Raw genomic sequence first — 13408 nt, 5'->3', positions numbered from 1 at the left:
CCCGTCCGTCGACGACAGTGAGGTTGCGCCCGGTCAACCCGGCCGGCGCGCACGGCCTGCACGCGCCCCGCCGATCCCGCGCGCAACCTCACGGTCGTCCGCGCGCACGTCGACAACAGTGAGGTTGCGCCCGAATTGCGGCGCGCAACCTCACTGTCGTGGGTGGTCAGGTGGGGACGACGATCTCCTGCAGCACCCAGGAGTTGCCGTCGGGGTCGGTGAAGTAGACGAAGCGGCCCCAGGGCTGCTCGTCGACATCGGAGCACTCGATGCCCTTGCCGCGCAGGTGGTCGAGGGCGTCGGCGGCGCTGGGGACGACGACCTGGACTCCCTTGAGGCTGCCCGGCGCCATGTCGGTCAGGCCCTGTCCGATCGTGAAGGAGCATGCCGAGCCCTGCGGGGTGATCTGGACGAACCGCAGGTCGGGGCCCATCTGGTGGTCGTGGTCGAGGGTGAAGCCGATGGTGTCGACGTAGAAGTGCTTGGCCCGCTCGACGTCGGCGACGGGGAGGTGGATGAGCTCGATGCGCCAGTCGGTGATGGCCATGGTGCCGTCCTCTCGTCGGATGGTCCGGAGTGTGCCTCCGAATCCGTTGAGGACAACTCTAGGAAGACTTGTGGACAGATCCTGACCACAACCGAAGTCTTCTTGACCTTTCCCCCGGGTGAAGGTCGACGCTTGCGTCATGGACGAGGACCTCCTGACGATCGGGGCCTTCTCGCGGGCGACCCTGCTCTCGCCGAAGGCCTTGCGCGGCTACCACGAGTCGGGGCTGCTGGTACCCGCGGTCGTCGACGCCCGGACCGGCTACCGCGGCTACACCCGCGTCCAGCTGGGTGACGCCGGCGTGATCCGGGCGCTGCGGCAGCTCGACGTGCCGCTGCCCGAGATCGCGCGGGTGCTGGCGGCGCGCGATCCCGTCGAGACCAGGGCTGTTCTCGCCCACCATCGCGACAGGATGCGCGAGCAGCTGGCCCGCACCGAGGCGATCCTCGGCGAGGTCGACTCGCTGCTCACCGATCCGTCGACGTTGACCCGCCACGCCGTGGCGGAACGGGACGAGCCTGCGCTGCCGGTGCTGGCCCGGACCGGGTCGTGCCGTGAGGTCGACTTCGCCGGCTTCATCGGCGACTCGATCCCGAGGCTGATGGCCGTGCTGGGGCGCCAGGAGGTCGCGCCGGCGGGCCCGCTGGGCGCGCTGTTCCCGGCCGAGTTCTCCGACGACCCCGCCGACGTCACCGTCTACCTGCCGCTCCCGGCCGGGGTCGAGGTCAGGGGCGGCGACGGGTGCGCCGCCCTCACGCTCCCGGCGGCCCGGCTCGCGGTGGTGACGTTCGTCGGGCCCTACGCCGAGCTGTCGGAGGGGTACCGCTCGCTGGGGGCGTGGCTCGCCGGCGCGCGGGTTCCCGTCGCGGGGCCGGTCCGCGAGTCCTACCTGATCGGGCCCGGCGACGGCGAGCCCGAGTCCGCATACCGCACCGAGATCGGCTGGCCGCTGGGCCGGCCGGAGAGGAACGAGTCATGACACTGCAGATGGGTGGGGTCGCGTTCGACTGCGAGAACCCCGTGAAGCTCGCCGCGTTCTGGTCGGCCGCGACGGACCGACCGGCGGAGGCGATGGCGGACGAGGAGGTCGCGATGGTGGGCCGTGCGGCCCCGGGTGGCCTGCCGCCGATGTTGTTCATCCGGGTGCCGGAGGGCAAGACGGCGAAGAACCGCTGCCATCTCGACCTGCACAGCGCCGACCGCGAAGCGTCCGTCACACAACTCGTGGAGCTGGGCGCCGAGCGCGTCGAGGACCACGAGATTGCCGAGCTCGGCCTGCGCTGGACAGTGCTGCGCGACCCGGAGGGCAACGAGTTCTGCGTGGCCCAAGGGTGACCTGTGCGCGGTAATAGTCGCTATAGCGACTATTACCGCTCACGAGGGGTGGCGAGGCGTGTCGGGTCGGTGCGGCCACGCAGGGTGACGGCGTCGCCGAGGCGCCAGTGCGCGGCCTCCTCCGGGCACGCCGCCACGACCGCTGCCGCCGAGGCCAGGACGCGGCCGTCGGACGACTTCGCCAGCTCGGTGAGCCGCGCCGCCTCGTTCACGGGGTCGCCGATCACCGTGTACTCGTAGCGACGCGGGTCGCCGACGTTGCCCGCCACCGCGTCGCCCGCCGAGACGCCGATCCCCTTGTCACAGCCCGGGAGCTCGATCCGCAGGCGCGCATCGAGGGTGCGGGCGGCGCAGAGAGCCTGCCCGGCCGGGTCGTCGAGGGTGGCGGGCTCGCCGAAGACGGCCAGTGCAGCGTCGCCCTCGAACTTGTTGATCCACCCGCCGCAGCCCTCGACGACCTCGACGACGACCCCGAAGAAGCGGTTGAGCAGGGCGACGACCTCGGTCGGCGGCCGGTGCGCGGCCAGCTCCGTCGACCCGACGAGATCGACGAACAGCACAGCCACGGAGCGGACCTCGCCACCCAGCTCGACCTCGTCGGCCGCCGCGGCGAGGGAGGCGACGTCGTGACCGACCTGCCTGCCGAACAGGTCACGCAGCCGCTCCCGCTCGCGCAGCCCGTCGGTCATCGTGTTGAAGCCGACCTGCAGCATCCCCAGTTCGGTGGCGTCGTAGACGGGGACGCGGGCGTCGAGATCCCCGCCCTCGACGCGGTGCAGCGCGCGGCGCACCGCGGTCACGGGGTCGGCGACGGCGCGGGCGGCGCCGACCGTCGTCAGGAAACCTGCGGTGAGCGCGACGAGGCCGACGGCGATCGTGATCGTGGCGAGCTGACCGGCCGGCACGTCCTGGAACACCAGCGACGACACCGCTGCGAGGATCAGCCCGACCACGGGCACCGCCGTCCCGAGCGCCCAGAACAGCACCGACCGCACCAGCACGCCGAAGCGCATCCGCCGACACGGCGGCCGGTCGGCGAGGACACGGGCGGCGGCCGGCCGCAGGATGCGCTCGGCGAGCAGGTAGGACAGGGCGGTCGTCGTGATGCCGCCGATCAGGATCGTCTCGCCGACGGTCAGCGCGAGCCGCCACGCGTACTGCAGGTTGACCAGCACGAACAGGACGGTGGCCGCGAGCCACAGCACGGCCTGCACGGTGGCGAGCCGCAGCGGGCCGTAGAGGACGAGGCGGCGCTGCGCGGCGGCGTCGTCGCGGCGGGTCCGCAGCAGCAGCTCGCCCCAGACGAGGCCGATCGGGACACAGACGATCAGGTACCCGGCGAGGATCAGCAGGTTGACGACGCGGACGCGGTCCTCGTCCGCGACGTCGCCGGTGGGCAGCACCCACACCGCCAGCGCGACGACGATCGCCGTGCCCGTCAGGTTCGCGGTGACGACGACACCGCCGAGCAGCATCCTGACGGGCCGGCCGACGACCGACCGCCCGAGTCCCATGGCGGCGGACTCTAGTCCGAACGGCGCACAGTGCCTCGCAGATGCTCGACGCGCCCCGCCACGCCGAGGTCCCAGCCGCCGTCGACGGGCCGGGTGCGGAGCGAGACCTGCGACGGCAGCCGCAGCGGCTTGCGGAACTCGACGTCGTAGGCGATCGCGTCACCCGTCCGCCCCTGCAGCGAGGCCAAGGCCCGCGCGGCGGTCCACATGCCGTGGGCGATGGCCGTCGGAAAGCCGAAGGCTTTGGCGCTCAACGGGTGCAGGTGGATCGGGTTGACGTCGCCGGACACCGCCGCGTAGCGACGCCCGGTGTCGGCGGCGACGCGCCACACCGCGGCGGCGGGCTCGTCGGAGAGGTCGGGCAGCTCGTCGGCCGTCGCGGCGATCGCACCGGCCGGGGGCCGGGCCCCGCGGGCGAGGTACGTGCTGCGGGCCGTCCACACGGCGTCACCCTCGGCGGAGACGGAGGTGACCAGGTCGACCTGCGCTCCCTTCGGGTGGGCGACGAAGCGCTCCGCGTGCACGGCGACGCGCAACAGCTCACCGGCGTCGATCGCCCGGGTGGCGACGATCCGGTTGTGCACGTGGACCAGCCCCGGCAGCGCCAGGGGGAAGCTCCGTCGCGCCATGAGCTCGACCTGCAACGCGAACCCGAGCACGTGCGGGTAGGTCAACGGCAGCGTGTCCGACAGCGCGAACCCGCACACCCGCGCGTAGTCGGCGAGATGCCCGCGGTCGACGAGGACGTCGTCGCGGACGACCTCGTCGGTGGGCAGCTGGGAGCCGCGGCCGGGCAGCAGCGCCCCGGCGGCGGCCTTGGCGTACAACGGCGCGAGCGACATCAGGCCCCCAGCATCGACTGGCCGCAGACGCGCACGACCTGCCCGTTCACCGCGCCCGACGACGCCTGCCCGAGCCAGCCGATCGTCTCGGCGACGTCGACCGGCAGCCCGCCTTGGCGCAGGCTGTTGACGCGGCGCCCGGCCTCGCGAGTGCCCAGCGGCATCCTGGCGGTCATCTCGGTCTCGATGAACCCGGGCGCGACGGCGTTGATCGTCGCGCCGCGCTCGGCGAACCGCGGCGCGAGCGCCCGGACCATCCCGATGATCCCGGCCTTCGACGCGGCGTAGTTCGTCTGGCCGCGGTTGCCCGCGATCCCGCTCTGCGACGACACGCACACGACGCGGGCGTTCGCGCCGAGCAGGTCGGGGGCGGCCAGGAGGGCCTCGTTGACGGTGAGCTGGGCGCCGAGGTTGACCGCCAGCACCGCGTCCCAGCGGTCGTCGTCCATGTTGGCCAGGAGCTTGTCGCGGGTGATGCCGGCGTTGTGGACGACGAGGTCGACGCGCCCGTGCCGCTGCTTCAGATGGGCGAGCAGGCGTTGTGCGGCGTCGGGGGCGGTGATGTCGAGCTGCAGCGCCGTCCCGCCGGTGCGGTTGGCCACGGCGGTGAGACCTTCGCCTGCGGCGGGGATGTCGACGGCGACGATCGTCGCGCCGTCGCGGGCGAGGGTGTCGGCGATCGCGGCGCCGATCCCCCGCGCGGCCCCGGTGACGACGGCGACGCGCCCGGCCAAGGGGCGCAGGGGGTCCACGTCGTCGGGAGCGGGATCGGTGGCGGCGCCGAGGTGCACGACCTGCCCGTCGACGTAGGCCGACCGCGCGGACAGGAAGAACCGGACTGTGGAGTCGAGGGCCGCGGGGGTGGCGTCGGGGGCGACGACCAGCAGGTTCGCGGTCGCCCCCGCCCGCAGCTCCTTGCCGATGGACCGGACGAGCCCGTCGAGTGCCTGCGCCACGGCAGCGCGTTCACTTCCTTGTGAGTGGCGATAGTCGCTATGGCGACTATCGCCACTCACAGGGGTGTCAGGGCCGAGCAGCAGGACACGACCCGATGGCGCGAGCTTTCGCACCGCCGGGGTCAGGATCCGGCGCGCGGCAGCCAGGTCGGAGAGGGTCGCGATCCCGGTCAGGTCCAGGACGACGGCCGCGAGCTTGTCGTCGCCGGTCTCGGTGACGACGGTGGCGCCGGTCTCGGCGACCAGCGCCGCGATCGGCTCGGCGAACCGCCCGCCACCCACCGACGTGACCAGCGCCGGGCCGTCGAGCAGCGGCTGGCCTGGTGAGTAGCGACGCAGGACCGGGATGCGGGGGGCGCCGAGCCGGCGGGCGAGGCCGGTGTTGGACCAGTTCCGCAAGGTATCCGAGGTCATCAAGCACCTTCCAGGATCGCGACGACGCCCTGGCCGCCCGCGGCGCAGATCGAGATCAGCCCGCGGCTGCCGGGGCCCTTCTCGTGCAACAGCTTCGCCAGGGTCGCGACGATCCGTCCACCGGTCGCGGCGAAGGGGTGCCCCGCGGCGAGCGAGGAGCCCGTCACGTTGAGCCGGGAACGGTCGATCGAGCCGAGCGGGGTGTCGAGGCCGAGGCGCTCCTCGGCGAACGCCGGGTCCTCCCAGGCCTTGAGCGTCGAGAGCACGGTGGAGGCGAAGGCCTCGTGGATCTCGTAGAGGTCGAAGTCCTGCAACGTGAGCCCGTTGCGCTCCAGCAGCCGCGGCACGGCGAACACCGGCGCGGTGAGCAGGCCGTCGCGGCCGTGGACGTAGTCGACCGCGGCGGTCTCGGCGTCGACGACGTGCGCCAGCACCGGCAGCCGGTGCGCGGCGGCTCACTCGTCGGAACCCAGCAACACCAGGGCGGCGCCGTCGGTCAGCGGGGTGGAGTTGCCCGCGGTCATCGTCGCGTCGTCACCGCGACCGAAGACCGGCTCGAGCTTCGCCAGGGCTTCGACCGACGAGTCGGGACGCAGGTTGTCGTCGCGGGTCAGGCCCAGGTAGGGGGTGAGGAGGTCGTCGAAGAAGCCGCGTTCGTAGGCGGCGGCGAGGTTGCGGTGCGAGGCGGCGGCGAGCTCGTCCTGCTCGGTGCGGCCGATCCCCCACTCCTTCGCGGTGATCGCGGCGTGCTCCCCCATCGAGAGGCCGGTGCGCGGCTCGGCGTTGCGCGGGATCTCGGGGACGATCTGCCCCGGCCGCAGCGCCCCGACGAGCTTGACCCGGTCGCCGAGCGAGCGCGCGGAATTGAGGCCGACGAGGATCTTGCGCAGGTCCTCGTTGACGGCGATCGGGGCGTCGGAGGCGGTGTCGACGCCGCCCGCGACGCCGGACTCGACCTGCCCGAGCGCGATCTTGTTGGCGACGGCGATCGTCGCCTCGAGGCCGGTGCCGCAGGCCTGCTGGATGTCGCAGGCCGGGGTGGCGGGGGAGAGCCTGCTGCCCAGGACGGCCTCGCGGGTGAGGTTGAAGTCGCGGGAGTGCTTGAGCACGGCCCCGGCGACGACCTCGCCGAGCCGCTCACCGGACAGGCCGTAGCGGGCGACGAGCCCGTCGAGGGTCGCGGTGAGCATGTCGAGGTTGGAGGCTCGGGCGTAGCGCTTGTTGGCGCGGGCGAACGGGATGCGGTTGCCGCCGATGACGGCGGCGCGCCTGGCCGGCATGTGGTTCTCCTTCAGCAGGGTTACCCGTGAGTAGCTGATACTCAGAGTACACGGTACTGTCGGTGCCATGAAGCCGCTCCGCGACCGCCGCGACAGCCGTTGGGACTCCCACCGGGAGCAGCGGCGCGCCGAGCTGGTCACGGCCGCCATCGAGGCGATCAGGGCTCACGGCGCCGGGGTCGGCATGGACGACGTCGCGGCCGCCGCAGGCACGTCGAAAACCGTCGTCTACCGGCACTTCCAGGACCGCACCGGCCTCCACGTCGCGGTGTGCGAAACCGTCGCCGCGACGCTCGTGACGCGCATCCGCGCCGCCGTCGACACCGCGCGCGAACAGACCGGCAGCCCCCACGCCATGGTCGCCGCGGGCATCGACGCCTACCTGTGGCTGATCGAGAACGACCGCGAGGTGTACCGCTTCGTGGTACACCGCCCACTGCTCGACGCCGCTACGACGGACCCCGTGACGGATCTGACGACGGTGATCGGCGACCACGTCGCTGTCGTGGTGGACGAGGCGGTTCGGCACAGCAGCGCCGCCCGCACCTGGGGCCACGCGATCGTCGGCCTCGTCAGAGGCGCCGCCGACGACTGGCTCGCCCGCCCCGACGGCACCACCCGCGCCGAGCTGACCGCCCGGCTGACCGATCTCGCCTGGACCGGGCTCGCCGGTCTGCGCACCCCGGAGGTGACCCCGTGACAGACACTCGCCTGACCGCACTCCGCACTCTTCTCGACGGCCGTTGGGCCCCTGTGCGCGACGAGGTCCGGGAGCAGATGGGCAGGTTCCGGCCCGTCGAAGCCGGGCTGTCGACGGAGGAGTACCGCGCCCGCGTCCTCGACCTGATGGGCGAGCTCGCCGCGACGAAGCGCCCGCACGCCGGGTTCGCGCCCGAGTACGGCGGCGAGGGCGACATCGGCGGGACCGTCGTCAGCTTCCAGACACTCGGCTACGGCGACCTGTCGCTGCTGGTCAAGGCCGGCGTGCAGTGGGGGCTGTTCGGCGGAGCGGTGCAGGTACTGGGCACTTCCCGTCACCACGACGAGTATCTGCGCGCGATCATGGACGGGGAGCTGCTCGGCTGCTTCGCCATGACCGAGACCGGCCACGGCTCCGACGTGCAGAACCTGCGCACCACCGCGACCTACGACCCGGCGACGCGCGAGTTCGTCGTCGACACCCCCGAGCCGGGCGCGCGCAAGGACTACATCGGCAATGCCGCCCGCGACGGGAAGATGGCCGTCGTGTTCGCCCAGCTCGTGACGGGCGGCGACACCCGCGGTGCCGATGCGCGGTCCGCCGGCGCTTCCCACGGGGTGCACGCCTTCCTCGTCCCGATCCGCGACGACGCCGGCAACGCGATGCCCGGCATCACGATCTCGGACTGCGGCGAGAAGGGCGGTCTCAACGGCGTCGACAACGGGCGCCTGGTGTTCGACCACGTCCGCGTGCCGCGCGAGGCGCTGCTCAACCGTTTCGCCGACGTCGCCGAGGACGGCACCTACTCCAGCTCGATCGAGAACGAGAACCGCCGCTTCTTCACGATGCTCGGCACGCTCGTCCGGGGTCGGATCAGCGTCGCCGGGGGCGCGGGCAGCGCCGCGCAGAAGGCACTCGCGCTGGCGATCCGCTACGGGGCGACGCGCCGCCAGTTCGCCGACCCCACCACCGGCGAGGAGGTCGCGCTGCTCGACTACCGCGCCCACCAGCGCAAGCTCCTGCCCGCGCTGGCCACGACCTACGCCCTGCACCTCGCGCAGGAGGACCTCGTCGCGGAGATGCACCGCATCCAGGCGCCGGGCGCGGTCGTCACCGACGAGAAGGCCCAGCGCGACCTCGAGTACCGCGCGGCCGGGCTGAAGGCCGTCGCCACCTGGCACGCGACCGCGACGATCCAGGCGTGCCGCGAGGCGTGCGGCGGCGCCGGCTACCTCGCCGAGAACCTGTTGCCGCAGCTCAAGGCCGACTCCGACGTCTTCACGACGTTCGAGGGCGACAACACCGTCCTGCTCCAGCTGCTCGCGAAGGGTCTGCTGTCGGAGTACGGGCGCCGCGTCGCCGCACTCGGCCCGCTCGGCACGGCGCGGTTCGCGAGCGGGGTGGCGGTCGAGGCGTTCGCGGAGAAGACCGGTCTCACGAAGCGCCGGTTGCGGGCCGTCGATCCTCGCTCTCCGCAGGCGCAGGCACGGTTGATCCACGATCGCGCCGAGCACCTGCTCGCGAGCCTCGCGCGGCGGCTGCGACCCGCGTCGAGGACGGGCACCGACCAGTTCGACATCGTCAACGACGCCCAGGACCACCTGCTGCACGCCTCCCGCGCGCACGTCGACACCGTCGTCTACGACGCGATCGCGACGGCAGTCGACACGGTGTCCGACGCGCCCACGCGGGAGCTGCTCGCCCAGGTCCGCGACCTGCACGCGCTCTCGGTCATCGAGGCGGACCGGGCCTGGTTCCTCGAGCACGGACGGCTCACCGTCGCCGAGTCGCGCGCGGTCAGCGCAGCGGTCAACGACCTGTGTGCGAGCCTGCGCCCGCACGCCCGGCTGCTCGTCGACGCGTTCGCGATCCCCGAGAGCTGGCTCGACTGCCCGATGCTGCGGACGCCCTGAACCGTCAGCGGCCGAGGGTCTCGCCGGGCGCGCAGCCGAACCGGTCGCGGTAGGAGTCCGCGAAGCGGGACGGCGAGACGAAACCCCAGCGCGCCGCCACCGACGCGACGGTGGCGTCCGCGGTCGGGTCGGCCGCCACCAGGTCGCGGTGGGCAGCGTCGAGCCGGACCCCGCGCAGATGCGCCGACGGCGTCGTGTCCAGGTGGCGCCGGAACGCCGCACGCAACGCCGCGGGGCCGACCCCGGCGGCCTCGGCCACGTCGGCCACCGTGATCGGCAACGACGCGTGGGCGTCGACGTAGGCGAGCGCCCGGCGCAGCGTCGCCGGACCGACGTAGCCCGGCCCGGGGACGTAGCCACGGGTCATCGCGGTGTTCGGGAACGCCGTCACGACCGCCGCGGCGACGGTGCCGATCAGCTCCTGGTGCACGAGCGGCGTGAGGACGCCCGCGGCCGGAGCGGCCAGCTCCTCCCAGAGCATCCGCGCCGTCACCCCCCACAGCCGCCCGCGCGCCGCCGAGACCGGACTCAGCGACGTGAAGTGCAACGCCTCCGGGGCGAGCCCGGTCAGCTCCTCGACGGCGCGGCCCACCTCGGTGGGCGACAGCCGCACCGCCAGCCCGACGTGGTCGTCCATCTCCACCACCGACGGCGCACCCGGCACGTACAGGGTGCTGTGGCCCTCCACCGCCACCGTGGCTCCGTACCGGCCGAAGTCCAGCGCTGCCCGGCCGCCCAGCCAGGTCACCACGATCAGCTCGGCGCTGCCGTCGACCGCTGCGCTGAACGTTGCCGTGCACCGCGCCACGTCGACGCCCAGCGAGCCCGTGGCGACGGTGTCGGCCACGTAGTCGAGCCCGCTCTGGGGTCGCCGCAGCCGGGTGCGCATCCCGTGCCGCGTGACGATGTCGGCCACCTCGTCGGCGGAGTCCGCCGTGAACGACAACCGTGTGACCGGAACCGCCAACGGGCCCTCCCTCGAATCGTCGCGTCCGCCGACATGACGAAGCTTAGGAGGGTGCCGGACGGCTCCGAGTTGTTCGGCGTCCTCCTGAGCCTCGGCGCGCGGCCCGGCGGTGAGCGCCGTCCCGGAGCAGTCAGCGGCGAAGGGTCGCGCCGGGTGGACAGCCGAACTGCGCCCGGTAGGTGTCCTCGAACCGGGCCGGGGAACGGAACCCCCACCGCGTCGCCACCGCCGCGACGGTGTCGGCACCCGCCGGGTCCGCCGCCACGAGGTCGCGGTGCGCCGCGTCGAGCCTGACCCGGCGCAGATGCGCCGACGGCGTCGTCCCCAGGTGGCGACGGAACGCCGCCCGCAACGTCGCCGGGCTCACCCCGGCCGCGTCGGCCATGTCCGCCACCGTGATCGGCAACGACGCGTGCGCGTCGACGTAGGCGAGCGCCCGGCGCAGCGTCGCCGGACCGACGTACCCGGGTCCGCGGACGTAGCCGCGGGTCATCGCCGTGTTCGGGAAGGCCGACACCACCGCCGCCGCGGCCGCGTTGACCAGCTCCTGGTGCACCAGCGGCGTGAGCGCCTCCCGGCCGGGCCCCGTCAGTTCCTCCCACAGCATCCGCGCCGTGACACCCCAGAGCCGACCGTGCGCCGTCGACACCGGTCTGACCGACGTGAACCGCAACGCCCCCGGCGCGAGCCCCGTCAGGTCCTCGACCGCGCGGCCCACCTCGTCCGGCGAGAGCCGGACGGCCAGCCCCACGTAGTCGTCCATGTCGAAGAGGCCCGGCGCACCCGGCACGTACAGGCTGCTGTCCCCCTCCGCGGCGACCGCCCCGCCGTACCGGCCGAAGTCCATCGACACCCGGCCCTGCAGCCAGCTCAGCAGGATCAGCTGGTCGCTGCCCTCCGCCGCGACGCCCGACGTCGCCGAGCAGCGCGCGAGATCGACGCCGAGCGACCCCGTCGCCGCGCTGTCCACCGCGTAGCGCAGCCCGGTGCCGGGCGCCGGGAACCGGACGCGCATGTACAGCCGCGACACCAGGTCCCACACCTCGTCGGCGGAGTCCGATGCGTAGGAGAACCGCGTGACCGGGACCTCCACCCCGGACTACGCGCCCGTGAGCGTCAGGACGCGCGGACCGTCCTCGGTGACGCCGATCGTGTGCTCGACGTGCGCCGCCCGGCTGCCGTCGGCCGTGCGCAGCGTCCAGCCGTCGTCGTCGTGGCGGTAGCGGTCGGTCCCACCGGCGATGAGCATCGGCTCGATCGCGAACACCAGCCCCGGCTCCAGCCGCATCCCGCGCCCGCGCCTGCCCTCGTTCGGGACGTGCGGCGCCTCGTGCATCTGCCTGCCGACGCCGTGCCCGCCGTGGTCGGCGAGCATCCCGTACCCGCTGGCGCGGGCCACCGACTCGATCGCGTGCCCGACATCGCCCAGGCGCGCCCCGGCCAGCGACGCGTCGATCCCCGCCCGCAGCGACCGCTCCGCGGTGTCGATCAACGTCAGGTCGGCCGGGTCGGCGCGCCCGACGACGAAGCTGACCGCCGAATCGGCGCACCAGTCGTCGAGATGGACGGCCAGGTCGATGCTGACGAGGTCGCCGTCGGCCAGCACCAGCGGGCCGGGGACGCCGTGGACGACGGCATCGTTGACGCTGATGCAGGTCACGGCCGGGTACGGCGTCGGGGCGAAGCGCGGCAGGTAGTTCAGGAACGTCGGCTTCGCACCCGCGTCGGCGATCAGGTCGCCGGCCGCCGCGTCGAGATCACTCACCCGCACACCGGGTGCCGCCTGCGCGCGGAGCGCCGCCAGCACGTCGGCGACGATCGCGCCGGCGGCCGCGATCGCGTCCATCTCCGACGGCGTCTTCAACTCGATCACTGCACACACCCTCCGCGGTTCCGCGCCGACAGTACCTGCGCCACGGACACCTCCGGAGCCGCTACATGCGCAGCACGACCTTGCCCATCGCGTGGCCCGACTCCACCGCGGCCAGGGCCTGCGGCGCCTCGTCGAGGGGGCGGACGTCGGTCACGTGCGGCGACAGCGAGCCGTCGGCGACGAGCGCGACCACCTCGGAGTAGACGGCCGTCGTGCGGCGGCGCTCGACGTCGCGTCCGCCCAGCTCCCTGACCAGGCTCTTGTCGGCGATGCTGACCAGGTTGGCGGGGTCGCTCACCAGCCCGGCGACCTCGCGCAGCGCGTCGCCGCCGACCATGTCGAACACCGCGTCGACGCCGTCGGGCAGCAGCTCCCGCACCCGCTCGGCCACACCCGGCCCGTACCCGACGAGCGTCGCCCCCAGCGACTCGACGAGCTCCCGCTTCCCCTCGCTCGCCGTACCGACGACCGCCACCCCGCCGTTGCGGGCCAGCTGCGCCGCCGCCACGCCGACGCCGCCACCGATGCCGTTGACCAGCAACGTCGCGCCCTCGGCGAGGTCGAGGGAGACGATCCCGTCGTAGGCGGTGCAGACGGCGACGGGCAGCGCGGCGGCGTCGGTCCAGGAGACCTGCGGCGGCTTCTTCGCCGTCGACTCCGCCCACAGCAGGCTGTACTCGCCGTACCCACCGGCGCCGGGTGCGGTGGAGCCGAACACCTCGTCGCCGATCGCGAACCCGTCGACGTCGTGCCCGACGGCCCGCACGACACCCGACACCTCGCGGCCCAGGACGGCGGGGAACTCCGTCGGTACCGGGCCGGGGCCGCCGGAGCGCGACTTCCAGTCGGCGGGGTTGATGCCCGCGGCCCGGACCTCGACCAGCAGCTCCGCGGGCCCTGGGGCGGGGATCGGCAGGTCGAGGAACAGCTGGTTCTCCGGGCCGCCCACGGCGCTGAAGCCGTAGGCACGGAAGGTCTCGGTCGTCGCCATGCACCTGTCCTACCCCGTCGCGGTGCCGAGAGCTTGGCGGCGGGCGCACGCGTTGGTCCGTCGGTCGGCCGAGGTC

At 73.3% G+C, this 13408-nt stretch carries 12 protein-coding genes and 1 pseudogene; 4 read left to right on the top strand and 9 right to left on the bottom strand.

Going from position 1 to position 13408, the window contains the following annotated elements; genetic code table 11:
* Positions 1-166: 166 nt before the first annotated feature.
* Positions 167-547 carry a glyoxalase superfamily protein gene (locus PSU4_RS24590; RefSeq protein ID WP_147113111.1) on the bottom strand — a complete coding sequence of 127 codons (381 nt, stop codon included), beginning with the start codon at positions 545-547 and terminating at the stop codon, positions 167-169.
* 139 nt (positions 548-686) lie between these two features.
* Here PSU4_RS24590 and PSU4_RS24585 point away from each other — a divergent pair, with 139 nt between their 5' ends.
* Positions 687-1526 (top strand): MerR family transcriptional regulator, encoded by an 840-nt coding sequence (locus PSU4_RS24585; protein ID WP_147113109.1) that lies wholly within the window; start codon positions 687-689, stop codon positions 1524-1526.
* Positions 1523-1882 (top strand): VOC family protein, encoded by a 360-nt coding sequence (locus PSU4_RS24580; RefSeq protein ID WP_147113107.1) that lies wholly within the window; start codon positions 1523-1525, stop codon positions 1880-1882. Before PSU4_RS24585 ends, PSU4_RS24580 begins: the two co-directional genes overlap by 4 nt.
* 32 nt (positions 1883-1914) lie before the next feature.
* Here the strand turns inward: PSU4_RS24580 and PSU4_RS24575 are convergent, their stop codons facing one another.
* The 4 genes and pseudogenes from PSU4_RS24575 to PSU4_RS24560 all read right to left on the bottom strand — a co-directional run bounded on the left by PSU4_RS24575 (position 1915) and on the right by PSU4_RS24560 (position 6888).
* A complete protein-coding gene (locus tag PSU4_RS24575) occupies positions 1915-3396 on the bottom strand; it encodes an adenylate/guanylate cyclase domain-containing protein (RefSeq protein WP_147113106.1) in 1482 nt (493 codons plus the stop codon).
* Positions 3397-3407: 11 nt separating this feature from the next.
* The gene (locus PSU4_RS24570; RefSeq protein ID WP_147113104.1) at positions 3408-4238 is read right to left on the bottom strand and encodes a MaoC/PaaZ C-terminal domain-containing protein; all 831 of its coding nucleotides are present in this window, start codon (positions 4236-4238) and stop codon (positions 3408-3410) included.
* Positions 4238-5608 (bottom strand): 3-oxoacyl-ACP reductase, encoded by a 1371-nt coding sequence (locus PSU4_RS24565; RefSeq protein WP_147113102.1) that lies wholly within the window; start codon positions 5606-5608, stop codon positions 4238-4240. The genes PSU4_RS24570 and PSU4_RS24565 overlap by 1 nt, the downstream gene beginning before the upstream one ends.
* Positions 5608-6888: pseudogene (locus PSU4_RS24560) on the bottom strand (acetyl-CoA C-acetyltransferase). The gene PSU4_RS24565 and the pseudogene PSU4_RS24560 overlap by 1 nt, the downstream one beginning before the upstream one ends.
* 67 nt (positions 6889-6955) lie before the next feature.
* Between PSU4_RS24560 and PSU4_RS24555 the strand changes: the two are divergent.
* On the top strand, positions 6956-7588 hold the full coding sequence (locus PSU4_RS24555; RefSeq protein ID WP_147113099.1) for a TetR family transcriptional regulator: 633 nt from the start codon (positions 6956-6958) through the stop codon (positions 7586-7588).
* Positions 7585-9501: an acyl-CoA dehydrogenase family protein gene (locus PSU4_RS24550; protein WP_147113096.1), complete on the top strand. Its 1917-nt coding sequence runs from the start codon at positions 7585-7587 to the stop codon at positions 9499-9501. Before PSU4_RS24555 ends, PSU4_RS24550 begins: the two co-directional genes overlap by 4 nt.
* A gap of 4 nt (positions 9502-9505) precedes the next feature.
* Here the strand turns inward: PSU4_RS24550 and PSU4_RS24545 are convergent, their stop codons facing one another.
* The 4 genes from PSU4_RS24545 to PSU4_RS24530 form a co-directional block, all read right to left on the bottom strand.
* Positions 9506-10468, bottom strand: a complete 963-nt coding sequence (locus PSU4_RS24545; RefSeq protein ID WP_147113093.1) for an AraC family transcriptional regulator — start codon at positions 10466-10468, stop codon at positions 9506-9508.
* 130 nt (positions 10469-10598) lie between these two features.
* Positions 10599-11561, bottom strand: coding sequence for a helix-turn-helix transcriptional regulator (locus PSU4_RS31970; protein ID WP_222596383.1), 963 nt, complete (start codon positions 11559-11561; stop codon positions 10599-10601).
* A gap of 6 nt (positions 11562-11567) precedes the next feature.
* The gene (map, locus tag PSU4_RS24535) at positions 11568-12341 is read right to left on the bottom strand and encodes a type I methionyl aminopeptidase (RefSeq protein WP_147113090.1); all 774 of its coding nucleotides are present in this window, start codon (positions 12339-12341) and stop codon (positions 11568-11570) included.
* Between the two features lie 61 nt (positions 12342-12402).
* Positions 12403-13332, bottom strand: a complete 930-nt coding sequence (locus PSU4_RS24530; protein WP_147113086.1) for an NADP-dependent oxidoreductase — start codon at positions 13330-13332, stop codon at positions 12403-12405.
* Positions 13333-13408 lie beyond the last annotated feature (76 nt).

This window comes from Pseudonocardia sulfidoxydans NBRC 16205 (genome assembly GCF_007989085.1).
GTDB lineage: Bacteria > Actinomycetota > Actinomycetes > Mycobacteriales > Pseudonocardiaceae > Pseudonocardia > Pseudonocardia sulfidoxydans.
The sequence above is the reverse complement of the archived record's forward strand: the minus strand, read 5'-3'. Positions and strand labels throughout refer to the sequence as shown.